Annotated in this window: 21 protein-coding genes and 1 tRNA gene; 6 read left to right on the forward strand and 16 right to left on the reverse strand. The window is 71.1% G+C overall.

Annotation, left to right across the window (positions count from 1 at the left end):
• Window positions 1–29: 29 nt before the first annotated feature.
• On the reverse strand, window positions 30–428 hold the full coding sequence (locus ACIBA9_RS18820; protein ID WP_399364289.1) for a 6-pyruvoyl trahydropterin synthase family protein: 399 nt from the start codon (window positions 426–428) through the stop codon (window positions 30–32).
• 113 nt (window positions 429–541) lie between these two features.
• Complete coding sequence (locus ACIBA9_RS18825; protein ID WP_399364291.1) at window positions 542–1,531, reverse strand: zinc-binding alcohol dehydrogenase; 990 nt, start codon at window positions 1,529–1,531, stop codon at window positions 542–544.
• Window positions 1,532–1,638: 107 nt separating this feature from the next.
• Between ACIBA9_RS18825 and ACIBA9_RS18830 the strand changes: the two genes are divergently transcribed.
• Window positions 1,639–2,418, forward strand: a complete 780-nt coding sequence (locus ACIBA9_RS18830; protein ID WP_399364293.1) for a CDP-alcohol phosphatidyltransferase family protein — start codon at window positions 1,639–1,641, stop codon at window positions 2,416–2,418.
• A 72-nt stretch (window positions 2,419–2,490) separates the two neighbouring features.
• On the opposite strand, the gene ACIBA9_RS18835 is transcribed toward ACIBA9_RS18830, so the two are convergent.
• From ACIBA9_RS18835 to ACIBA9_RS18860, 6 genes are all read right to left on the reverse strand, one after another.
• Complete coding sequence (locus ACIBA9_RS18835) at window positions 2,491–3,195, reverse strand: YcnI family protein (RefSeq protein WP_399364613.1); 705 nt, start codon at window positions 3,193–3,195, stop codon at window positions 2,491–2,493.
• 740 nt (window positions 3,196–3,935) lie between these two features.
• Window positions 3,936–5,822 (reverse strand): discoidin domain-containing protein, encoded by a 1,887-nt coding sequence (locus ACIBA9_RS18840; RefSeq protein ID WP_399364295.1) that lies wholly within the window; start codon window positions 5,820–5,822, stop codon window positions 3,936–3,938.
• Between the two features lie 178 nt (window positions 5,823–6,000).
• Window positions 6,001–7,365 (reverse strand): GH1 family beta-glucosidase, encoded by a 1,365-nt coding sequence (locus ACIBA9_RS18845; RefSeq protein ID WP_399364297.1) that lies wholly within the window; start codon window positions 7,363–7,365, stop codon window positions 6,001–6,003.
• A 29-nt stretch (window positions 7,366–7,394) separates the two neighbouring features.
• The gene (locus tag ACIBA9_RS18850) at window positions 7,395–8,234 is read right to left on the reverse strand and encodes a carbohydrate ABC transporter permease (RefSeq protein WP_399364615.1); all 840 of its coding nucleotides are present in this window, start codon (window positions 8,232–8,234) and stop codon (window positions 7,395–7,397) included.
• Window positions 8,235–8,247: 13 nt separating this feature from the next.
• Window positions 8,248–9,234 carry a carbohydrate ABC transporter permease gene (locus tag ACIBA9_RS18855; protein WP_399364617.1) on the reverse strand — a complete coding sequence of 329 codons (987 nt, stop codon included), beginning with the start codon at window positions 9,232–9,234 and terminating at the stop codon, window positions 8,248–8,250.
• Between the two features lie 8 nt (window positions 9,235–9,242).
• On the reverse strand, window positions 9,243–10,559 hold the full coding sequence (locus tag ACIBA9_RS18860; RefSeq protein WP_399364299.1) for an ABC transporter substrate-binding protein: 1,317 nt from the start codon (window positions 10,557–10,559) through the stop codon (window positions 9,243–9,245).
• Between the two features lie 197 nt (window positions 10,560–10,756).
• Here ACIBA9_RS18860 and ACIBA9_RS18865 point away from each other — a divergent pair, with 197 nt between their 5' ends.
• Complete coding sequence (locus tag ACIBA9_RS18865; protein WP_399364301.1) at window positions 10,757–12,046, forward strand: ROK family protein; 1,290 nt, start codon at window positions 10,757–10,759, stop codon at window positions 12,044–12,046.
• Here the strand turns inward: ACIBA9_RS18865 and ACIBA9_RS18870 are convergent.
• Complete coding sequence (locus tag ACIBA9_RS18870; RefSeq protein ID WP_399364303.1) at window positions 12,005–12,586, reverse strand: hypothetical protein; 582 nt, start codon at window positions 12,584–12,586, stop codon at window positions 12,005–12,007. The two genes, ACIBA9_RS18865 and ACIBA9_RS18870, sit on opposite strands and share 42 nt — an antisense overlap.
• Between ACIBA9_RS18870 and ACIBA9_RS18875 the strand changes: the two genes are divergently transcribed.
• From ACIBA9_RS18875 to ACIBA9_RS18885, 3 genes are all read left to right on the forward strand, one after another.
• On the forward strand, window positions 12,492–13,295 hold the full coding sequence (locus ACIBA9_RS18875; protein ID WP_399364305.1) for a restriction endonuclease: 804 nt from the start codon (window positions 12,492–12,494) through the stop codon (window positions 13,293–13,295). The two genes, ACIBA9_RS18870 and ACIBA9_RS18875, sit on opposite strands and share 95 nt — an antisense overlap.
• Before the next feature lie 51 nt (window positions 13,296–13,346).
• The gene (locus ACIBA9_RS18880) at window positions 13,347–13,709 is read left to right on the forward strand and encodes a hypothetical protein (RefSeq protein WP_399364619.1); all 363 of its coding nucleotides are present in this window, start codon (window positions 13,347–13,349) and stop codon (window positions 13,707–13,709) included.
• Window positions 13,710–13,888: 179 nt separating this feature from the next.
• On the forward strand, window positions 13,889–15,640 hold the full coding sequence (locus ACIBA9_RS18885) for an APC family permease (RefSeq protein ID WP_399364307.1): 1,752 nt from the start codon (window positions 13,889–13,891) through the stop codon (window positions 15,638–15,640).
• A 68-nt stretch (window positions 15,641–15,708) separates the two neighbouring features.
• Here the strand turns inward: ACIBA9_RS18885 and ACIBA9_RS18890 are convergent, their stop codons facing one another.
• The 6 genes from ACIBA9_RS18890 to ACIBA9_RS18915 all read right to left on the reverse strand — a co-directional run bounded on the left by ACIBA9_RS18890 (window position 15,709) and on the right by ACIBA9_RS18915 (window position 20,961).
• A complete protein-coding gene (locus tag ACIBA9_RS18890) occupies window positions 15,709–17,457 on the reverse strand; it encodes a hypothetical protein (protein WP_399364310.1) in 1,749 nt (582 codons plus the stop codon).
• A gap of 9 nt (window positions 17,458–17,466) precedes the next feature.
• Entirely contained in the window at window positions 17,467–18,513 is a 1,047-nt protein-coding gene (locus ACIBA9_RS18895) for a hypothetical protein (protein WP_393901542.1), read from the reverse strand.
• A 1-nt stretch (window position 18,514) separates the two neighbouring features.
• A complete protein-coding gene (locus ACIBA9_RS18900; RefSeq protein ID WP_399364312.1) occupies window positions 18,515–18,835 on the reverse strand; it encodes a hypothetical protein in 321 nt (106 codons plus the stop codon).
• Window positions 18,836–19,037: 202 nt separating this feature from the next.
• The gene (locus ACIBA9_RS18905; RefSeq protein ID WP_399364314.1) at window positions 19,038–19,604 is read right to left on the reverse strand and encodes a dihydrofolate reductase family protein; all 567 of its coding nucleotides are present in this window, start codon (window positions 19,602–19,604) and stop codon (window positions 19,038–19,040) included.
• Window positions 19,605–19,736: 132 nt separating this feature from the next.
• Window positions 19,737–19,824 (reverse strand) — tRNA-Leu (locus tag ACIBA9_RS18910).
• Between the two features lie 189 nt (window positions 19,825–20,013).
• Window positions 20,014–20,961, reverse strand: coding sequence for a beta-ketoacyl-ACP synthase III (locus tag ACIBA9_RS18915; RefSeq protein WP_399364316.1), 948 nt, complete (start codon window positions 20,959–20,961; stop codon window positions 20,014–20,016).
• Between the two features lie 283 nt (window positions 20,962–21,244).
• On the opposite strand from ACIBA9_RS18915, the gene fdhD reads away from it, so the two are divergent.
• Window positions 21,245–22,096 carry a formate dehydrogenase accessory sulfurtransferase FdhD gene (gene fdhD, locus ACIBA9_RS18920; protein WP_362162849.1) on the forward strand — a complete coding sequence of 284 codons (852 nt, stop codon included), beginning with the start codon at window positions 21,245–21,247 and terminating at the stop codon, window positions 22,094–22,096.
• 90 nt (window positions 22,097–22,186) lie between these two features.
• Here the strand turns inward: fdhD and ACIBA9_RS18925 are convergent, their stop codons facing one another.
• The gene (locus ACIBA9_RS18925) at window positions 22,187–23,035 is read right to left on the reverse strand and encodes a LysR family transcriptional regulator (protein WP_399364318.1); all 849 of its coding nucleotides are present in this window, start codon (window positions 23,033–23,035) and stop codon (window positions 22,187–22,189) included.
• Window positions 23,036–23,173: the final 138 nt, after the last annotated feature.

Below are 23,173 nucleotides of genomic sequence, written 5' to 3' on the forward strand. Positions count from 1 at the left end.
GGGCCGCTCGCCGCCCAGGGTCAGTTCGGTCACAGGTCACGCTCGTAACTCGCCCAGGCGATGTGCGACTCGTGCAGGGTGACCGCGATCTTGCCGAGGCCCCGGGCACCCTCGCCGAGGGCGCCCTTGTGGACGCGTTCGGCGAGCCGGTCGGCGATGACCTTGGCGAGGAACTCGGTGGAGGTGTTGATCCCGGCGAACTCCGGCTCGTCGTCGAGGTTGCGGTAGTTCAGCTCGCCGGTGACGGCGCCCAGCTCCCGCGTGGCCAGGCCGATGTCGACCACGATGTTGTCGTCGTCCAGCTGCTCGCGGCGGAACGTCGCGTCCACGAGGAACGTGGCGCCGTGCAGTCGCTGCGCGGGCCCGAACACGTCGCCGCGGAAGCTGTGGGCGATCATGATGTGATCGCGGACGGTGATGCTGAACAACGGACGACCCTCCAGGTGCGGCGCGTCTGGTCTCCCCCCGCCCTTGCCCGCCGGGGGGTGCCGTGTAGTACGGCTCTTCGCTTCCCCGCGTTCAGCCCCCTCTCACTCTTTTCTCAGGTCAGACCCGTCTCGGCGTACCGCACCCGGTGGCACAGGGCGGGGATCTCGCCCGAGGCGAGTCTCGGCATGACGTCCGGGAGTTCCTCGAAGGCGCTCTCGCCCGTGACCAGCGCGTCCAGCGCCGGGTCGGTGAGCAGGTCGAGGGCGAGGGCCATGCGCTGCGCGTAGGAGCGTCCGGCGCGGGCGGCCGGGGAGACGGTGCCGACCTGGCTGCTGCGCAGGCTGAGCCGGCGGGAGTGGAAGGCCTCCCCCAGCGGCAGGCTGATCCGCCGGTCGCCGTACCAGCTCAGTTCCACGACCGTGCCCTCCGGGGCGAGCAGCCCGAGGGCGCCGGTCAGGCCCTGCTCGGTGGCGCTGGCGTGGACGACCAGGTCGCAGTCGCCGAGGGCTTCGTCGGGGGCGGCGAAGTCGACGCCGAGTGCCTCGGCGGTGGCGGCGCGGGCCGGATCGGCGTCGACGAGTTGCAGCCGGACGCCGGGGAAGCGGGCGAGCAGCGCGGCCACCGAGCAGCCGACCATGCCGCCGCCGACCACCGCGATCCGGTCGCCGACGAGCGGCGCCGCGTCCCACAGCGCGTTGACGGCGGTCTCCACGGTCCCGGCGAGTACGGCCCGTGCGGCGGGCACCCGCTCGGGCACCACGGTCACGGCGCTCACCGGAACGACGTAACGGCTCTGGTGCGGGTACAGACAGAAGACGGTACGACCGAGCAGCCCCGCCGGGCCCTCCTCGACCACACCGACGCTCAGGTAGCCGTACTTGACCGGGCCGGGGAAGTCACCCTCCTGGAACGGCGCCCGCATCACGGCGTGTTGGCTCTCGGGGACGCCGCCGCGGAAGACGAGCGTCTCCGTGCCCCGGCTGACCCCCGAGTACAGCGCGCGCACCACGACCTCGTCCTCGGCGGGCTCCGCGAGGGTGAGGTCGCGCAGCTCCCCACGGCCGGGTGAGCTGAGCCAGAACGCGCGGGCCGACCTGTTCATCGGCATCCTCCTGAACGATCGGGAAGTTGTTCACGTACCGAGAAGTGCACAGGCCGCGCAGAGTACGCGGCGTTGATCGACTCTGTCACTCGGCCGGAGGGTGTGCGGTGGCCCTGAACAACACATATGACGCGAGGCTCCAGCAGGAGACCGCTGTGGGAGCGGGCGTGCAAGTCCTGCTGCTGGCCCTGCTCGGCTCGGCGATCGGCCTGGGGCCGGTCGGCTGGCTGACGGGGCTGGCCTTCGCGTTCGCCACCTGGGCGGTCCTGGCCCGCGCGCTGCACCGCTCCCGGCTCAGCTCCTTCGGGCCGGCGAACCGGGTCACGCTCGGCCGGGCGACCCTGGTGGGCGGGGTGACCGCGCTGGTCGCGGACTCCTTCCAGAGCGCGCCGCCGGTGACGCTGCTGGTGGGGCTGACGGCGGTGGCCCTGCTGCTGGACGGGGTGGACGGCAAGGTGGCCCGCCGCACCGGCACCTGTTCCGCGCTGGGCGCCCGCTTCGACATGGAGGTCGACGCGTTCCTGATCCTGGTGCTGAGCGTGTACGTGTCGATGCGGCTCGGCCCATGGGTGCTGCTGATCGGCGGTATGCGGTACGCGTTCGTCGCGGCGGCCCGGGTGGCCCCCTGGCTCAACGCCCCGCTGCCGCCGTCCTTCGCCCGCAAGACCGTGGCCGCCGTGCAGGGCGTCTGTCTGCTGCTGGCGGGCTCCGAGCTGCTGCCGCAGCCGGCGAACCTCGCGATCGTGCTGTCGGCGCTGGGCTCGCTGACCTGGTCCTTCGGCCGCGACACGCTGTGGCTGCGCCGCACCTTCCGCACACCGGCGTCCGCTCCCGCGCCCGCCTCCGTACCGGTCGGACCCAGGCTGCTGGAGCCGGCGGCGCGCTGAACGGCCGGACACACAGGGAAGGGCCCGGACCGTCGACCGGTCCGGGCCCTTCCCTGTGCCGTAGGCCAGGTGTTACGACCGCGCGCCCCGGCTCCGTACGATCGCGAAGGCGGCGGCCGCGAGGCCGAGGACGCCGACGACGAGACCGGCGACACCGAGCCCGCGCGCGGTGGAGTCGCTGGTGTCGCCCGCCTCGGTGCCGGCGGAGGCGTTCTCGGCGGGGGCCAGGGTGGCGGCCGGGTCCCCGGCCGTCAGCTTCAGCACCGGCGCGGGGTTCTCCGGCTCGTCACCGCCCGTGGACTCCTCGATCCAGCGGACGACCTTGCCGTCGGAGTAGGTCTGCAGGGTCTTGAAGCTCAACTGGCCTGCGCTGTCGGGGAGTTGACCGAAGGCGACGTCGAAGTCCTCGTACTGCCCGGCGCCGATCCTCCCGCCGCTGAAGGTGATCTCGGAGGCCGCCTCGGTGATGGTGCCGTCGTCGGTCTTCACCGGCGTCTTGAGCTTGGTGGTGGTGACCTTGGCGGTCCAGCCGTCCTTGGGGTGGACCAGCACGCCGAGGACGGGGTGGTCGGTGGGCAGGAAGACCTGGACCTTGGTGGTGGAGGCCTTGTCCTCCTCGTTCGGGACACGGAAGGTCAGCACGCCGTCGGTGGCGCCCTTGGCGTAGCTCTCCGGGTGGACGGTGACGTGCGCGGAGGCGGCGCCGGCCGCGGCGAGGACCGCGACTGCGGCGAGGGTGGTGGCGGCCGCGGTGCGGCGCAGGGTGTGCTGGGACATGGTGAGCGGATCTCCGTACGAGTGACGTGGTGGAAGGCCGGACCGGGTACGGGATCGGGACGGGGGCCCACGCCGGCTCACCGGGTGGCGCGGCGGGACCCGGTGGAGCGGTTCGGTACCCGTCGGGGCGCACGGCGCGGGGCCGGCCGGATCGGGCACCGGAGCCGGGCGCCACCGGGAGACGAGCCCCGGCACCCACGCGACCGCCCGGCGCAGCAGCGCCCACAGCGCGGCCTCGCCCCGCCGCAGCCACCAGGAGGCGGCCAGCGCGGCGAGCAGATGCGCTGCGGTGGCGTGGGCATGGGCGGTGAGGGCGGGGTGGGCGAGGGAGTGCGCGTGGGCCGTGTGCGTCTGCATCGCCGCCATGGCCGGCATGCGCGCCCGGTCCGGTCCCCCGCCGCCGGTGCGGTGGGCCGCGTCGAAGGCCAGGTGCAGTGCCGCCTGGGTGAGCAGCATGGCGGCGCCGATGCCCGGAAGCGACCGCTCCCGCCCCCCGAGCGCCCAGCCGAGCGCCGACACGGCGAGGAAACCGCCCGCGTCGGCCCACGACGGCGGCATGTCGCCCATGGCCAGCCCGTGCCCCGCGGCGGCGAGCAGCACGCACACCGCGGCGAACACCGCGGCACGCAGGCCTCTCACCGCCGGGGACGCGCTCATGGTGAGGGATCCTCCCACGGTGGGGGGATACGCGGGGCACGCCTTGCCTGTTCACCACCGATCGGGGGACGGAGCGCCGGTGGTCAGCCCTTCTGCTCCACCCGTACCCAGTCCACCTGCGCCTGGACTCCGCCGGCGGCGATCTTGTCGACGCTGGGCTGGGGCAGGCCCCAGTAGGGGGTGGTGGCCTTGTTCCAGCCGGCCGGGTAGGCGCCGCCGAGGGCGAGGTTGAGGATGATGTACTGGTTGTGGTCGTAGACCCACTGCCCCCGGGTGGACTCGAGCTTGTTGCGGGTCGTCTCCTGGACCAGGCGGTCGTCGACGTAGAACCGCATCGCCGTCGGGGTCCATTCCACGGCGTAGGTGTGCCACTGGTCGGCGGTGCCGCCGTTCGGGTAGGTCTGGCGGGCGCCGATGTTGCCGTCCGCGGAGTAGCCGGGGCCGTGCAGGGCGGAGCTGGTCCAGTCGGCGTAGCCGATGTTCTCCATGATGTCGCTCTCGCCGGAGGCGGGCCAGGAGACGGCGGGGTCGTCGACGTTGCTGCCGAGCAGCCAGAAGGCGGGCCAGAAGCCGTCGCCGACCGGCAGCTTCATCCGGGCGCTGACCTTGCCGTAGGTGAAGTCGTAGTGGGTGTGGGTGTCGACGCGGCCCGAGGTGAAGTCGTACCGGCCGCCCCCCGCCTGTGTGCAGCCCTTGCAGTACTTGGCCTTCAGGATCAGGCTGCCGTCCTGGGTGCGGATGTTGTCCGTGGAGTCGACGTAGGCCTGCGACTCGCCGTTGACCGGCCCCATCTCCGTGCCGGTGCGCACGACCCGCCACTTGGAGCGGTCGAGCGCGGCTCCGGTGAAGTCGTCGAAGAACGTGGTGCGGTAGGTGCCCTGCTGGTCGGCGGGCAGCGCCGGGTAGGCGGCGGACGCGGCGCCGCCGGTGCCCCAGACCTGGAACTCGTAGAGGGAGTAGCCGAACTGGGCCGTCGCGGGGGCCGGGTTGTAGAAGGAGCGGCGTTCCTTGCCGAGCATGCGGACGTACCGGCCCGTCGCGGGCGAGGGCAGTCTGACCGTGTCGTGCACGCCGGCCGCGTCGGCCGGTGACTTGACGTCGGCGCGGCGGGCGGCGATCTCGGCGGCCGACGGCTCGTACACCGTGCGCCAGGTGCGGTTGTCGTCGGACACCTGGACGAGGTAGTCCACGGCGTAGGCCGACTCCCAGTACAGGTCCACCGTGTCGACGCTCGACTGCGCGCCGAGGTCCACCGACACCCAGCGGTCGGCGTTCCAGTCGCTCGACCAGCGGCTCTGGTCGCCCCGGAGATCCCCGGGCAGGCCGCCGTCGGTGACGTACGCGGGTGAATGCCCGGCGTCCTGGTAGGAGTTGGAGTAGGCGGGGTGGTTGAGGGCCAGGTTGGTGCGGGGCGTGGACGCGGGGGCCGGTTCGCCGCCGTAGACCTTGAGGTTCCACAGGGAGTAGCCGTAGGGGGTGGCGCGTTCCAGGCCGCGCAGCCGGACGTAGCGGCCGGTGGCCTCCTGTGGGTAGGTGTGCGCGGTGACCGAGCCGCCGGTGCCGGCGGTCTCGGTGTAGAAGGGGGTCCAGTCGGTGCCGTTCTTCGAGACCTCCAGGACGTATCTCTTGCCGTAGGCGGCCTCCCAGTCCAGGACGACCCGGTCGACGCGGATCACGGAGCCGAGGTCGACGCGGATCCAGGCGCCGTCGGCGAAGTCGCTCGACCAGCGGGTCGCGCCGTCGCCGTCGAAGGCGCGTCCGGGCGCGGTGCCCGCGTTCTCGCTGCCGGACGCGGTGACGGCGGCCGGGTTCACCGCGTAGGCGGCGGCAGCGCGGTCGGTGTCCCAGGTGGCGGCGGTGGGGGCCGCGGAGGCGGGGGCGGCCAGCAGTGAGCCGGAGCACAGCAGGGCCGTGGCGGCCAGGGCGGCGAGCAGGGTGCGGGAAGTGCGGGTGCGGGTGCGGATGGACATGCGGCTCTCCTGGTGGGGTGGAGGTGCGCTTTCCGGTCTGCGAGGGGTGCGCGTACACGCGCCGATCAATCAGGTACATGACATGTGCAGAGATGTGCCGACCGGGGGGCCCGGGCCCCCCGGCCCGCGCCCACCGGTGATCCGGACCGGCTCAGGCGGCCCGGAGCGAGTGGCCGGCTCAGGCGGCCCGGCGGGTCTGGCCGCGGTGTACGCGGACGATGTCCGCGTAGCGGTGACCGCTGCCCTTGATCGTGCGCACCTGGGTGCGGTAGTCGACGTGGACCAGGCCGAAGCGCTTGTCGTAGCCGTACGCCCACTCGAAGTTGTCCAGCAGCGACCAGGCGAAGTAGCCGGCCAGCGGGGCGCCCTTGCGGACGGCCGAGGCACACGCGGCGAGATGGCGCTCCAGGTAGTCCTGGCGTTCGGGGTCGTCGACGCTGCCGTCGGGGCGGACCACGTCCGGGAAGGCCGAGCCGTTCTCGGTGACGTAGATCTGCCGGGCGCCGTACTCCTCGGTGAGCCGGAGCAGCAGCGTCTCGATGCCGGACGCGTCGATCTCCCAGTCCATGCCGGTGCGCGGAACGCCCTCGCGGCGGACCGAACGGACGCGGGGAGCCGGGCCGTCGGGGTCGTCGCTCACGTACGCCGGGAAGTAGTAGTTCAGGCCCAGCCAGTCCAGGGGCGCGGCGATGGTCTCCAAGTCGCCTGGCTGTTCGGGGAGTTCGACGCCGTACACCTCCCGCATGTCGGCGGGGAAGCCACGGCCGTGCACCGGGTCGAGCCACCAGCGGTTCACATGGCCGTCGTGCCGGCGGGCCGCGGCCAGGTCCTCGGGGCGGTCGCCGGCCGCGTACACGGTCGAGAGGTTGTTGACGATGCCCACCCGGGCTCCGGGGGCGGCGGCGCGGATCGCCTGGGTGGCCAGGCCGTGACCGAGGAGCAGATGGTAGGAGCTGCGAACGGCGGCGGTCAGATCGGTCCAGCCGGGGGCCATCTTGCCCTCCAGATGCCCGATCCAGGCCGAGCAGGAGGGCTCGTTGAGGGTCGCCCAGAGCCCCACCCGGTCGCCGAGGCGTTCGGCGACGACCGAGGCGTACTCGGCGAAGGCGAGCGAGGTGTCCCGCTCGGGCCAGCCGCCGCGGTCCTGCAGCGCCTGCGGCAGGTCCCAGTGGTACAGGGTGACGGACGGGGTGATGTCCGCCTCCAGCAGGGCGTCCACCAACTCGTCGTAGAACGCGAGCCCCGCCGCGTTCACCGGGCCCGTCCCGCCGGGCACCACCCGGGGCCACGCCACCGACAACCGGTATGCGTTGACACCCAGTTGCCGCATCAGCCCGATGTCCTCGCGCCAGCGGTGGTAGTGGTCGCACGCGACGTCGCCGTTGTCGTCGTTGGCGATCTTCCCCGGGGTGTGGGAGAAGGTGTCCCAGATCGAGGGCGTACGGCCGTCCTCGGCGACGGCCCCCTCGATCTGGTACGCCGCCGTGGCCGTGCCCCACAGGAAGTCGTGCGGGAGTGCGGCGAGGTCGATGGGTTCGGACACGGGAGTCCCTTCGGAGTGCGGGAGGTGGGTCACTTGACGGCGCCCGCCGTCAGACCGGCGACGAGATAGCGCTGCAGGAGCAGGAAGCCCGCGACCACGGGCACGCTCACGACGAGCGAGGCGGCCATGATCTGGTTCCAGTAGACGTCGTTGAGGGTGGAGTAGCCCTGGAGCCCGACGGCGAGCGTGCGGGTGGCGTCGTTGGTCATGACGGAGGCGAAGAGCACTTCTCCCCACGCGGTCATGAAGGCGTAGACGGCGACCGCGACGATGCCGGGGATCGCGGCCGGTACGACGATCCGCAGCAGTGCCCCCAGCGGGCCGCAGCCGTCCACCAGCGCCGCCTCGTCCAGGTCGCGCGGCACCGAGTCGAAGTATCCGATCAGCATCCAGATCGAGAACGGCAGCGAGAAGGTCAGGTACGTCAGGATCAGACCGCCGCGCGATCCGAACAGCGCGATGCCGGTGGCGTTGCCGATGTTGACGTAGATGAGGAACAGCGGGAGGAGGAAGAGGATGCCCGGGAACATCTGCGTGGACAGGACGGTGACGGTGAAGACCCGTTTGCCGCGGAACTCGTAGCGGCTGACCGCGTACGCGGCGAACACCGCGATGACGACCGAGCAGACGGTCGCGGCGCCGGCCACGATCAGCGAGTTGGCGAAGTACCTGGCGAGCGGGATCGTCGACCAGATGTCGATGTACGGCCGGATGGTCAGCCCGCTGGGCAGCCAGCGGAACTTGCCGCTGACGTCGGCGAGCGGCTTCAGCGAGCTGGAGATCATCACGTACACCGGGATCAGTACGAAGCCGGTGAGCAGGGTGAGGAAGATCCGCCGTGACCACCGGAACGAGCGAGGTGGTGCCATCGGGGAGGCGGGGCTAGACATCGGCGGCCCTCCGTCCGCGCGAGGTGAGCAGCAGGTACGCCCCGGTCACGACCAGCAGGAAGAGCAGCAGCAGCACGGACATGGCGGAGCCGGTGCCGAAGTTCCAGGTGACGAAGGAGGCTTGGTAGATGTGGACCGAGATGAGGTCGGCGGCCTCGGGGGCGGCCTTGCCGAACAGCACGTAGGGGGTGTTGAAGTCGTTGAACGTCCATAGGAACAACACCAGGACCAGCACCTGGTTGACAGGGCGCAGCGACGGCAGGGTGATCCGGCGGATCTGCTGCCACATTCCGGCGCCGTCCAGCGCGGCGGCCTCGTACAGCTCCCTGGGGATGTTCTGCAGTCCGGCCATCACGATGAGGAAGGCGAACGGCCAGCCCTTCCACACCGACACGGTCAGCAGGGCGTAGAAGCTGTTGTCGCCGATGAGCCAGAAGGAGGGCTTGTCGGTGAGGTGCAGCTGGTCGTGCAGGACGTGGTTCACCAGGCCGTTGTCGTGCTGGAACATGAACGCCCAGGTGATCACGGCCGTGTAGACGGGCAGCGCGTACGGCACCAGGAACAGCGCGCGCAGCAGCCCGCGGCCGCGGAAGGTGTCCTGCATGTAGATCGCGGCGGCCGTGCCGATGATCCAGCACAGGCCGACCGAGAGCAGGGTGAAGCCGACGGTGACGAGGAACGAGTGCAGCAGGGCCTCGCCGACCGGGGCGTCGAAGTCCACCGACATCGTGTAGTTGCCGAGGCCGGACCACGGGGCGGTGCCCCAGTCGCGGATGTAGAACTGGGTGAGTTCCTTGAAGCTCATCACGATGCCGATGACCATCGGCACCAGATGGACGAGGAGTTCGAGGAGCAGGGCGGGCAGGAGCAGCAGGTAGGGCAGTCCGACGCGGCGGATCCGCCCGGTGCGGCGGCGGGAAGCGCTCGCCGCACCGGGGGACGTCCCGCGCACCGGCTCCTTCAGAGCGGTGGTGGTCATCGTCGTGCTCACGCCTTCGGCATCTGCTGCTGGGCCTTCTCCAGCTTGGCCTTCACCGAGTCGGTGGTCACCGCGCGCCCGGCGGCGGCGTCGGCGAACAACTCCTTGACCGCCGTACCGACCGCCGTCTCGAACTGCGACTCGGCGGCCACCTGCGGCAGCGCGGCCGCGCTGGTGGCCAGGGTGTTCTTCAGCACGGAGGTGGCGGGCGCGTTGAACGCGGCGTCGCTCTGCGCGGACTTGACCGGCGGGATGGAGGTGTAGGCCTTGTTGAGGATCTTCTGTTCCTCGTCGCTGGTCATGAACTTCACGAACTTCGCGGCGCCATCGAGGTTGTGGCTGTTCTTGAAGACCGCGATGTTGATGCCGGCGACCATCGAGTTGGTCTGGGCGCCGGTGCCGGGCGTGCCGGACCGCACGGGTACGGGGGCGACGCCGTAGGAGTCCTCGCTCATGCCCTGGGACTTGAGGTTGGCGGCGGCGGACTGCCACAGCAGCATGGCCTGCCTGCCCTTGGCGAAGTCGCTGACGGACTGGTTCTGCGCGTACTCGGCGTCGCCCGTCGGGATGACCTTGTCCTTGGCCATGAGGTCGACGTACTGCTTCACGGCGTCGACGATCTTGGGGTTGGTGAAGTCGGGCTTGCCGTCGGCGGTGAAGAAGTCGGCGCCGTGCTGCTTGGCGAAGACGAAGACGTGGTGGATGTTCTCCGACACGTTCGCGCCCTCGGCGCCGAGCACGGACTTGCCCTTGGCCTTGATCTTCCTGCCGTCGGCGACCAGTTCGTCCCAGGTGGAGGGCGGCTTCGTGATACCGGCGTCGGCGAAGATCTTCTTGTTGTAGTAGAGCGCGTAGGCCATCGAGTACAGCGGTATCGCCGCCGGGTCCTTGCCCTCGGCGCCGGTCGAGCCGAGCGCGGAGTCCACGAACCGGTCCCTGCCGCCGATCTTCGCGAAGTTCTTCGCGTCCCACGCCTGAAGGGCGCCGGTCGCCTGCAGCGAGGCACTCCAGGTGTTGCCGATGTTCAGCACGTCCGGGCCCTGACCGGAGGTGGTCGCCGTGAGGATGCGGTTGAGCAGGTCGGACCAGGGCACGACCTCCAGCTTGACCGTGATGCCGGTCTGCTGGTGGAACTTGTCGAGCTCGGGCTGGAGGACCTGCTTGTCGACGGCGATGCTGGCGCCCTGGTTGGACGCCCAGTAGGTCAGCGTCTTCGGCGAGTCGTTGGACCCGCTGCCGCCCGACGACCCGCCTCCGCAGGCCGTGGCCGCGAGGGCGAGAGACATGGTCACGGCGCCTACGGCCGCGGCTCGGATGCTGCGCATGGCTCCTGGTGTCCCTTTCCGGGAGTCGAGACCCCTGAGGGCCACTCACGCGAACCGACACCCCGTGCGGTCCGCGAAGCCCCCTCATGGCTTAATTTAGGACGTGAGTTAAACCTCATGAGAAACGAACGTCAAGGGATCCGGCAGCGGTGAACGGCCTTCGGGGCCGGAAAAACCGCCGGGAACTGGGAGGCCAGGTGGCAGGGTTGAGCGGCCGCACGGTGCGTGACCTGCGGCGGGAGAGCCGGAGCGCCGTTCTACAACGGTTGTATGTCGATGGGCCGATGAGCCGGCACGCACTGGGCCCGGCGACGGGCCTGAGTTCGGGTTCCGTCAGCAACGTCGTGGCCGAACTCCTCACCGACGGCCTGCTGGAGGAGGCGGGCGTGATCGGCGCGGACGTCGGCCGCCCGCGTCGGCTACTGCGGGTACGCCGGGACAGCGGGCGGCTGATCGGGGTGGACGTGGGCGAGACCCGGGTGCGGGTGGAGCTGTTCGACCTGGGCCTGAGCGAACTGGCGCGCGCCGAGAGACCGTTGGGACCGCGTGGCTACGACGTCGAGGCCGTCGTCGGCCATGTCGTGGACGGTGTCGCCGAGGTTCTGCGGGCGGCCGGCCTCGCCCCGGGCGAGCTGCTCGGCGTCGGCATCGGCGTACCCGGCATCATCGAGGACACCGGCGAGGGCGGGGCCGTCGTCCACGGGCAGACCATCGGCTGGGAGGCGGTACCCCTGGAGCGCCTGCTCCGGCGCTCCGGCCAACTCCCGCCGCACGTGCCGTACTTCATCGACAACGGCGCCAAGGCACTGGGGCAGGCGGAGATGTGGTTCGGCGCGGGGCGCGGGGCCCGCAACGCCGTGGTGGTGCTGTTCGGTTCGGGGGTGGGCGCCTGTGTGGTCACCGAGGAGGCGGCTCAGGGGCGGGCGGTGGAGTGGGGGCACCTGACCGTACGGGTCGGAGGGCGCCGGTGCCGGTGCGGCGCGCGCGGCTGTCTGGAGGCGTACGCGGGCGCGGAGGCGCTGGTGGCGCGCTGGCGGGACACGGGCGGGCGGCCGTCGGCGGGGGCCGGCGAGGAGCGGGCGCTGACCGAGCTGCTCGCCGCGGCCCGGCCCGCCGACGGCGGGGCACCCGACCCGGTGGCCGCGGCCGTCCTCGCCGAGACCGCCGTCTACCTCGGCGCCGGTCTCTCCGACCTGATCAACCTCTTCCAGCCGGAACGCGTACTGATCGGCGGCTGGGCGGGTCTTCAGCTCGGCGGCGACTTCCTGGAGCAGGTCCGCGAACACGCCCTCGCCCAGGCCCTGCGCCACCCGGCGTCCCGGGTCGGCATCGAACTGGGCCTGCTGGGCCCGGACGCGGTGACGGTGGGCGCGGCGGTCCTCCCCCTGGCCGCGTTCTTCGCCACGGGCGGCCGCCGGCCCCGCCCGGCCCCCGACCACACCAGATCACCCGCGTGGCGCGCGGCGGTGGAGGGGCGGTTGGCCTGAGGAGGGCCGGCGAGCGGGGGCTCTGACGGGCAGGCATCGGGCCGGCGAGCGGGGGCTCTGACGGGCAGGCATCGGGCCGGCGACGGTCTCGCGGTAGGCGCCCCTCGGGAGGCGCATGGCGGCATCCGGACCGCCATCGCGGCGGATCCGCTCCCCCGCCACCTCCGGGCCGAGTTCACCCATCCCGACAGCACGGGACTGACCGGTCTCGGCATCGGGGCGCACGACCAGGGAGGGATACGCCTCCGCGAGCCTCGACAAAGCGGTGTCGAGTCGGCCGATGTCGGTGCCGCGCCGCACCCCGACCGCCACGGACACCGCGGCACCACGGGTTCGGCGTCCACCGGTTCTCCCTCGACTCCCGCCGGATGCGACAACTCTCGATGATCTTGGGCATTCGTAGGGCAGGTGATCTTCGTCGTCGGTGTCCGGGAGGCAGACCAGCATGACCATACCCATACGCCCCGTGCGGCATCGGGAGCGCGAGCGGCGCTTCGATCTGCGTACAACCGCCCTGTTCTTCGTCCTGCTCGCGATCATCCTGTGCCTCCTCGGCTGGCTGGCGCGCCTCGCGGCGGGCGTCGCCGAACGCCGCCCGCTGTGGGCCGGCGTGCTGGTGGTCCTCTGCGCGGCGTCCGCCATGACGCTCCGGTCGAGATGGCGCCGCTTCTCCGCCGCACGGGTCGCGGGCCGGGCCGCCCGGGCGCTGGAGGAGGCGGCCGAGAAGGCGGCCGACAGCCTCCACCTCGCTGCCCCCGACCTCACCGTCCCGCCGGTCCCGGCCGAAGCGGACAGGCCGGCCCCCTGCGACGAGTTGGCCGAGTACGTGGAGGTGACCGAGTACACGGAACTCGACCCCGACGGATTCGAGGAGGCCATAGCCGACCTGTGCGCCCGCGACGACTGCCGGGACGTGCAAGTCGTGGGAGGGGCGAACGACTTGGGCGCCGACGTCATCGCGGTCACCCCGGACGGACGGCGTATGGTCGTCCAGTGCAAGCGCTACGCCGAGGACAACAAGGTCGGCTCGCAGGACCTGCAGCGCTTCGGGGGGACCTGCTTCACCGTTCACAAGGCCGACGTCGCGGCGCTGGTCACGACGAGCGACTTCACCGCACCCGCCCTCGCGTACGCGCAAGCGACCGGCATCGTATGCGTGAACGGCGAGGACCTGCGGGCCTGGTGCGACGGCACCGGACCGAGCCCCTGGGCCGATATCCCGTTGCGGGAGCCGGAACCCCGACCGTAGGGTCCCGCCATGTCCCTCCGCGTTCGTATGCGCCAAGCCCTCCCGGAAGCGATGCGGGCCCGCGACAAGGTCGCGGTGAGCGCCCTGCGCGCGACGCTCGCCGCGCTGGACAACGCGGAGGCGATCCCGGTGGGCAACGCCGTGACGCGGGGGCCGGCCCTCGAGGAGTCACCGGTCGGCGTCGGTGTCACGGAGGCGGCGCGACGTGAGCTGAGCGAGCGCGCGGTGATGGACATCGTGCGCGCCGAGGCGGCCGAGCGACTGGACGCGGCGGCACAGCTGACCTCTCCCGCGCACGCCGACCGCGTCGACCGACTCCGCGCCGAGGCCGCCGTACTGCTCCACTTCCTCGACGCCCCCGGCCACCGCGGCTCCGACTCCGGTTCCGGCTCCGGCGAGCAGCCGCCCGAGTAGCCGCCCCGGTTCGTTTCCGGTCGAACGCCGGTCCGGACACGGCCCCGGACGCGTCGGACGCCACGTACAGCACGTCTCCCGGTGCGCTGATGAAGCATCAGACAAAGCCGACCGCGAGTTGTAACCTGTCGACACACCAGGTGCCAACCATCAGTGGACGCTACTCGGGGGAGAGCAGGATGGCGTTGCAGGTGCGGCCCACCAGCCGCCGGCCGAAGGAGTCCCTCCCGTCCGACGAAGCGCGCCGGCTCTCGCTGTTCCAACTCTTCGGACTCGCCGCCGGGGGGACGATCGGCTCCGGTTGGCTGCTGGGCGCGGCCGACGCCTATGACAAGGCCGGCGTCGATGCTCCGTGGGCCTGGCTGATCGGCGGGCTGGTGATGCTGGTCGTGGCCGGTGTCATGGTGGAGTTGGGTACGGCCGCGCCCAAAACCGGAGGGCTCATCTTCCTTCCGCTGCAGAGCAGTGGGCCGCTGGTGGCGATCGTGGCCGCGGCGGGGCTGTGGATCTTCTACGCGATAAACGCCGCCAGTGAGTCCGTGGCGATGACCAAGGGACTCTCGTCCATACTGCCCACGTTCCTGATAGGGCCCCATACCACCCTGACCGCCTGGGGCTGGGTCTGCTCGCTGGCGTTGATGGCGGTGATATCGGCGACCAATCTGCTCGTCCCGCGGCTGGTGCGGATCGGCAACTCCTGGCTGACCTTGGTGAAGGTCGTGGTCCCGCTGCTCACCGTCGTCCTGTTCATCCTGTCCGGATTCGATCACCCGCACGGAGGCGGGGGCGAAGCCGAGGACGGGGCCGGTGGCGCCGGAGGGTTCGGCGCGGTCCTGGCCGCCGTGGTGGACAGCGGGGTGATCTACGCCTATGTGGGGTTCCAGGGCCCACTGGACTTCGCCGGAAACGTCAAGGCCGAGGGGCGGCTGACCGAGTCCGCCCGGCTGCGTTGGGCGGTCTACGGCACGATCATCGGCACGACCGTGCTCTACATCCTCCTCCAGGTCGTCTTCAGCTCTCGCCAGGGGCAGTGGCATCCGGGCCGCCCGGACTCCCCCTACACCCAGTTCGCCTTCGCCTCCTCATTGGCCTGGCTCGGGTGGTGTCTGCGGATCAACTCGGTACTCTCCCCCATGGGCGCCGGGCTGGTCTTCACCCATGCCCTGACCCGCGAGGTCGCCACGCTCAGCCGCGCCCATCTCACCCACCGGGGTCTGCAGACCATGCGCACGACCACCCTGCGCGGCAGGGACGTCTACTGGCTGGTGCTGGCGGTGGACTTCGTCGTCGGGGTGGTCGTGCTCCTCGCGATGGGCGGGCGATGGCACACGCTGGTCGCGGCCGACGGGGTGCTGACCCTCGTCGTGTACGCCGTTCCCGGCGTAGCCCTGGTCTCCTTGCGCGACAAGCTGCCGCCGGTCTCGCCGAGCCGCGACCGGGTCCGCCGGCACGCGGCCTGCGTCAGCTTCGTCCTCATCGCACTGATCCTGTACGGAGCCGGATGGACGGACCTGTGGCACGGGATGGCCGTGCTCGCCGTCGGCTGCGTTCTGCTGCTCGGATTGCCGGTACTGGCACGGCAGTTCCCCACGCTGGGACGGTTCTACGACGCCCGGGAGCATGTGACACGCTTTCGCCGGCTGGGCTCCGACCCGGCCGCCCAAGCCGGGGCATACCTTCTCGGCATGCTGGCGTTGCTGCTGGTTTGTACCCTGTTCGGCAACCCCGAGCCCGGTGCCCCCCACCATCACGCGTTCTATCTGTGGGGAGGGGGTGTGGGGGTCATGGCCCTGGCAGTGTTCCGCGGCATGGTGTGGGCCTCGAAGCGTCACATCGGGCGGGTGGAGCCGCTACTGCCGCCACCGACCTCCCTGCTCCGCGAACAGGGGCAGGGACGCTCCCGGGAACCGCGGCAGCGCACGGGGGGCTAGGACCTTGTCGTCACATTCCCGTCTGCCCCCCGGGCGACGACGTGAATGCGACGACGTGACGACGGGCCCTAGCGCACCGACTCCACGACCTGCTCGGCCTCCTCCTCGAAGCCCCAGCTCCGCAACAGCTCCACTGCCTCCTGGCGGCGCACCGCGTCCGCCCACCGGCCGACCGTTCCGCGGTAGAGCAAACGCCGGCGCTGTCCGTCCATCCGGCTGGCGCGCAACTGCTCGGTGACCGCCAGCACGTCCGCCGGGGCGATCCGCTGCTCGTTCTCCAGGCAGCGTTCCAGCAAGTCCCAGGCCCTCTCCTGCCTCCAGGCCCGACCCGTCCCGTTGCCGTAGAGGCGGCCGGCTGTCTCGGCGACGACACGGCCCATCGACACCCCGGCCAACTCGGGATCGGAGGGATCCGACAACTCCCTGCAGGCGAGGTCCGCGGCGATCCTGCCGCGGTTGCCCTGCGCCTGCTGTGCCGTGACGTAGTCGGCGAACACCCCGGGGTCGACATTCCCGCTCAGCAGTCCGGCGGTGAGCCGGCGGGCGACGGTACGCGCCACCCGGTATATGTCCCTGGAGCGCTCGATCTTCGTCTGCAGCAGCACGAGTTCGCCACCCGTTCGGCCGTCGACGTGCTCCGCCGCGGCTATGTACAACAGGCGCCAGCACTCCGGGTCGGCGTCGATGTTCCGCAACTCTTTGACGAGGGTGTCGATCTCGGCTGGGGAGCGCGGTCCGGTGGCGCACGCCACGCCACGGGCCACGACTTTGGGATACAGGTCGACCCTGGTCCTCGCCGCGGTCTCGAACCGCTGCCAGCGGCTGATGATCTCGGCGAGATCATGCAGCTCCTCGCGTGCCGCGGCCTGATTCTGGATCGCCTCGCATCGCTCGGGGTCGCTCTCCGCCAACGTCCGGCAGACAGCGGCCACGTTGTGGTACTGCAACCGCCTGCCGACATGTTCGATGAGGGCGTCCGGGCTGTGTTCCGAGCCCGAGATCAGCTTGGCGACGGTATCCCTGGTGGGCCCCACCAGGTCCGTGTCGCCCAGCCGCGTGTCGATCCAGTTCTCCAGCACCGGCTCGACCGGGCTGAGCATGCGCAGGGCCGCGACCAGGTCGTTGAGCCCGGCAGGGGTCGTCGTGTCGGATTGTCGGGCACCGGACGTGTTGATCCTCTGCACGGCACGTCCCAGAAGGTCCACCGCCGCCTCCGCGCATCCTTCGTCGCGCAGCCCGAGATAGAGCAGTGCAGTGTCGAGCAGGGTTCGCTTCTCGCTGAAGGTGTTCAGCGTGGCGTCGACGAGGTCCTGCTTGCCCCGGTCGCGCAACTCCCGTACGAACCTGGCCACATCGAGCGCGGTGCGCTGACGAGCCACGTCGTGCACGATGCCCTTGCTCAGCGCGGAGGGCCGGTACTCGGCGATCTCGGGTTCCGGCTGCTGCCGCTCCCCCTGCCCGGCCGCGCCCGCGCAGACGGCGCCGTCGATCTCCGACTGACGGCACGCCAGGTCCGCCGCATCGCAGATGCTTCGCCACAGAGCCGCCGTCGCCAGTACGTTCACCGCGTCGTAGAAATGGAACTTGGCCGCCGCTTCGATCAATTGGTCGGTCGACCGCTGGATCGCGAAGGCGTACAGCACCCGGACCGCGACGGCAGGACGAGGCGGCTCACCCCGGCTCTCGTTGCCCTTTCGCAGGGCCTGCACGCGCGCCGCGACTTCCTCGGTGCTGCTCCGGGTCACCCAGGAGTAGCGGACGCTCCAGGTCCGATCGTCGTCCAGCCAGCCCTCGGCTCCGGGTCGTGCCCTACTCATGCGTGACGCTCAAGCTGCCCGACGCTCCATCCGGCTGAAGTACCTGGCGAAGGTGTCCGGGGATCGGTAAGCCTCGTTCGCCCGTATATCGATGTGCTCGGCCAGCTTCAGGCTGTCGTCATCCCCTCTGTCGCACAGGGTGGAGACGATGTCGGCGGTGGTGCACTCGTCCTTCAGCAGATAAGGGATACGCGCGTCCGGGTCGCCCTTCAACCAGTCTATCCAGGCGTGCCGATCGGTGGGCAGCGACGGATCCACACGCTGGTCGGCGGCCATCCGGTTGGTGAAGATCTGCGTTCCGTCGGGAGCGTCCCTGAGCACCATCCGCGGCTGCGGGTGTCCTGCGGTGCACTTCTCCATCTCGGCCTTGATGGCCTCCCGGAGCAGTCCGAAGGTGAGCTGGTCCTTGCGGTCCCGAATGCCTCGCGAGAGGACGTTGAGCAAGTGTCCACTGAAGGGGGTGCACTGGTCGAACGGTGCCGGGAGACCGGGACACCCCGCGGCGGAGGCGAGCGGACCGGCGAGCGCGGCATCCTGGCCGAGAGCGCTGAGGACGCAGGTTCCCTCGAACTGGCGGCCCATCACCCCCGGCAGCTTCGGCTCCTCCCCGGCCGGGCCCAGGTCTCCCAGCCGGTGCGAGTAGCAGCAGTCGGCGATGAGGACCTTCAGCCCGGCCGCGGACCCTCGCATGGCGCGGTACACGTACCAGCTGTTCAACCACGTCCACGGAGCCCGGTCCTGGGAGGTGCCCACCGAGAAGTGCACCTGGTCCCCGGCGGGGACGTCGCCCCAGCAGGCTCCGTGGCCGACGTAGACGACGAGCAGGGTGTCCGAAGGGCCCACCTCGGCGGCCGTCTCCTCCAAAGCCCGCATGACCCCGTCGATCGTCCCCGCCTCGTCCGGGCCGAGCACCCGGCAGCCGTCGGCACCCCAGAGCTCGTCGCCCGCGAGGACCTCTCTGTACATACGTCCGCTCGCGGCGATGGTGGGCCAGCCGGGGACGTTCGATCCCGGCTGGTACTCCCAAGGCGCGATCACCAGTGCGCGTGAAGCCATCTCAGCCGTTCACTCCCTCGGATCCCCCCGGCCGACCCTCGTCCGCGGTATCTGCCGGAGCGTCAGTGGGCGGCGGCACCTGCCTTACCTCGACCTCGGCCTGCGGCGGATCCAACCGGCCGGCCCGCCACCGCTCGACGGCCCGCTTCGTGGCGTCCAGGGCCGCGCCGAGGGACTCCTCGGTGAGTTTGGAGACAGCGGCCACCAGCAGGATCTCGACGATGCCGCCGGTCAGTACCCACCCCTGGTCGACCTCCTCGCGGCACCACTTCAGACCAGTCTCCGCCTCGAGTTGGCCCCGTATCCGCTCCGGATCGTCCAAGCCGAGTAACGCGCCCCTCACGGACACCGAGATCACCGCTGCCACTTACCGGCCCCCATGTCGTCGAGCTCTGGTCCCAGCCCCAACCCGTCCAGGGTAACGGGCCTGACGGAGCAGGCACAGACGGTTCACGACTCCATCGGCGACGGCTTACGCTCACCTCCCCAAGGGCAACAGGCCCTGGCGCGTGGGGTGCCGCTGCTCAGCGCCTCGTCTCGTACCTCGTCAGGACCACGCCGCCGGGAAACGTCCGCGTCTGCACCAGGTTCAGGTTCACCCAGCCGTCCAGCGCGGTGAAGAAGGGCGTGCCGCCGCCCACCAGGACCGGATGGGTGGCGATCACGTACTCGTCGACCAACCCGGCGCGCATGGCCGCCCCGGCGAGCGTCGCGCCGCCGATGTTCATCGGGCCGCCGTCCTCGGCCTTGAGCCGGGTGATCTCGGCGATCGCGTCGCCGGTGACCAGGCGGGTGTTCCAGTCGACCTTGTCGATCGTGGAGGAGAACACCACCTTCGGGGTGTCCCGCCAGTTCCGCGCGAACTCGATCTCCGCCGGGGTGGCGCCCGGCTGCTGGTCGCCGGTCGGCCAGTAGGAGCTCATCGTCTCCCACAGCTTGCGCCCGTACAGCGACAGGCCACCCGCCTGCTCGTGGTCGAGCCACCACTGGAACAACTCGTGGCTCGGCGGTCCGCTCCAGCCGATGTCGTCACCGGCCGCGGCGATGTAGCCGTCCAGGGTCAGGTTCATGCCGTAGATCAGTTTTCGCATGGCCGGCCTTCCGTCCGTGGGTGCCCGGCGTACAGACCGGCGGGACGCGGGAAACTCATCGGCCTGGAACGGGGGACTCTTCGAATTTCGGCCTGGAAAAGCAGAAAACCCCTGATCAACAGGGGTCTCAGCTGGTGTCCGAGGGGGGACTTGAACCCCCACGCCCGATAAAGGGCACTAGCACCTCAAGCTAGCGCGTCTGCCATTCCGCCACCCGGACTAGGTGTCTGCCGCCCGGCCGGGGTCCTCCCCGCGGCGACGAGACAACAATACCAAGCTTTCGGAGTGCGTTTCACCTGCGTATCCGTCCGCTGGGAGCGGCTCGCGTCACTCTCCGGCGCCGGATCACCGGCCGTACGCGGTGGGCGGGGATCCGCTCACCGTGCGTGGCCGGGGATTCACGGTGGCGTCAGGGGCAGCGGACGACCTGGCCCGCGTACGACAGGTTGCCGCCGAAGCCGAACAGCAGAGCCGCGTCTCCGCTGCGCACCGCGCCCTGCTCGATCAGCTTGGACAGCGCGAGCGGGATGCTGGCGGCGGAGGTGTTGCCGGACTCGGTGACATCGCGTGCGATCACGGCGTTGACCGCGCCGATCTTCTGGGCGAGCGGCTCGATGATGCGCAGGTTCGCCTGGTGCAGGACGACCGCGGCCAGGTCGGCGGGGTCGAGGCCGGCCTTCTCGCAGGCGCGCCGGGCGATGGCCGGCAGCCGGGTGGTGGCCCAGCGGTAGACGCTCTGCCCCTCCTGTGCGAACCGGGGCGGGGTGCCCTCGATGCGCACGGCGTTGCCCATCTCCGGCACCGATCCCCACAGCACCGGCCCGATCCCGGGCTCCTGCCCCGGCAGGCAGGCCTCGACCACCGCGGCCCCGGCGCCGTCCCCGACCAGGACGCAGGTGGTGCGGTCGGTCCAGTCGGTGACCTCGGACATCTTGTCCGCGCCGATCACCAGCGCCCGGGTCGACGCGCCTGCCCGGACGGTGTGATCGGCGGTGGCCAGGGCGTGGGTGAAGCCGGCGCAGACGACGTTCACGTCCATGGCGGCGGGCTGCGGGATGCCGAGGCGGGCGGCCACCCGGGCGGCGGTGTTCGGGGAGCGGTCGATAGCGGTCGAGGTGGCGACGAGGACCAGGTCGATGTCGGCCGGTGTGAGGCCGGCGGCGGCGAGGGCCTTGGCGGCGGCGTGCGCGGCGAGTTCGTCGACCGGTTCGTCCGGGCCCGCGAGGTGCCGGGTGCGGATCCCCACGCGGCTGCGGATCCACTCGTCACTGGTGTCGACCATGCCGGCCAGGTCGTCGTTGGTGAGCACCCGGGCGGGCTGGTAGTGGCCGACGGCGACGATGCGTGAGCCGTTCATGTCGTGGGTCCCCTCGTTGCCGTGGGTGGCGGGTCCCCAGTCTGTTCAGTGACCGACGGGTACGAGGACAGGTGATGCCACAGGAAACGGCCGTCCGAGTTGTCGGCTTCCACAGAGCCCCGGGCACGTTCACCCTCCCTGTGCAGGACAATGAGACCGTCGAGGTCATCTCGCCGCACGGCGGCCGGGTGGCCCACGGCACACTCCGTATCAACACGGCACACTCCGTATCAAGGGGCGCGCTTCGGCCGCCCGCACGTACAGAACCGGGGCTGATCAGACAATGGGACGAGTCACGGAACGACGCAAGGTCCTCCGGATCCGGGACGGGGCGCTCTCCACCCGGCCGGACACGCTCGTCGCCGAGGAGCCCCTGGAGATCCGGCTCAACGGCAAGCCGCTCGCGATCACCATGCGCACGCCGGGCGACGACTTCGCACTGGCGGCCGGCTTCCTGGTGAGCGAGGGCGTGCTGGCCACCGCGTCCGACCTGCGGAACATCGTCTACTGCGCCGGGGCCACCGGCGAGGGCGGCGCGAACACCTACAACGTGGTCGACGTGCGGACCGCGCCCGGCCTGGACCTGCCGGACTTCACCCTGGAGCGGAACGTGTACACGTCCTCCTCCTGCGGGCTGTGCGGCAAGGCGAGCCTGGACGCCGTCCGGACGACCGCCCGGTGGCCGATCGCCGACGCCCCGACCGTCCAGGTCACCCCCGAACTGCTGGCGAGCCTGCCTGATCGCCTGCGGGCGGCCCAACAGGTGTTCGACCGGACCGGCGGCCTGCACGCGGCGGCCCTGTTCACCGAGGACGGGGAGCTGCTGGACATCAAGGAGGACGTGGGCCGGCACAACGCGGTCGACAAACTGGTGGGCCGGGCGCTCCAGAACGGCGACCTGCCGCTGTCCCGGACCCTCCTGCTCGTCTCCGGCCGGGCCTCGTTCGAGCTGGCGCAGAAAGCGGTGATGGCGGGCCTTCCGCTGCTGGCGGCGGTGTCGGCGCCGTCGTCGCTGGCGGTGGACCTGGCGGCGGAGACAGGGCTGACCCTGGTGGGCTTCCTGCGGGGCAGCTCGATGAACGTGTACGCGGGCGAGGAGCGGATCGCCCTGCGGGAGGCAGCCGCCCAGGGCTGACCACTTCCGCCCGATTCGGCACGGCGGCAGCGAGCAGCGGCCGCCCCGCCAGTCCCGCCCCGCGCCCGCCGGGCCGAATCCGCGCCCGCCTCAGCCGGGTCCCGGACGGCCGGGCCCCTCCGGCGGGCCCACCGCCGCCGCGGCCTCGGCGAACGCGGTGATCAGCGGAGAGCGCCGGCCCGCCGCCCAGGCCAGCAGCACCTCGTCGGGCGCGGCGTCGACGACCGGGACGTAGCTGATGTCGGGCCGGGAGTACTGCAAGGCCACCGAGCGCGGGACGAGGGTGATCCCGGTTCCCGCCGCGACACACTCGAACTTCTCCTCGATGGTGCGGATCGGCAGGTCTCCGGGCCGGGGGTCGGAGTATCTCAGCCAGGTCTCGCCGTCGAGGTCCGCCAGCGTCAACTCGCTCTTCCCGGCGAGCCGGTGGTCCTCCGGGAGCATCGCGACGCGCGGCTCGCCGTACAGGAGCCGCAGCTCCAGTCCGTCCTCGTGGACCGGGCGTCGTACGTAGGCGACGTCCACGGTGCCGTCGAGGATCAGCCTCTCCTGGTCGTCCCACTCGATGCGGCGGGCGTTGCCCTCCACGTCCGGGTGGGCCGCGGCGAACGCGCGCAGGGCGGGGGTGACGACGACGCCGGCGCGGAAGCCGACGAGGAGCCGCCGTGGCCCGCGCGCGGCACGCAGGACACGGCGGCGCGTCCCGTCGGCGGAGGCGAGCAACGCGCGCCCCTCGTCCAGGAGTTGACGGCCGGCATCGGTCAACGACACGCCGTGGCTGTCGCGTACGAACAGTTCGGCGCCCAAGTCTTTCTCCAGCGCGCGGATCTGACGGCTGAGCACCGGTTGGGCGATGTGCAGCCGCTCGGCGGCGCGGCCGAAGTGCAGCAGCTCGGCGACCGCCACGAAGTAGCGCACCTTCCGCAGGTCCAGATCCATGGCCGCCCCTTCCCTCGCGCGGGTGGCGATACCTCGAGGGTATCGCCACCGGCAGAAGAGGTCTTGGACGGCCGCGCCCGGGCGGCCGCACGCTGGAAACCGTCAGAACGAGGTGGAACACCGGCCGGAAGGGGCTTC

It is taken from the genome of Streptomyces sp. NPDC051452 (assembly GCF_044454765.1).
In the GTDB taxonomy this organism is placed as follows: Bacteria; Actinomycetota; Actinomycetes; order Streptomycetales; family Streptomycetaceae; genus Streptomyces.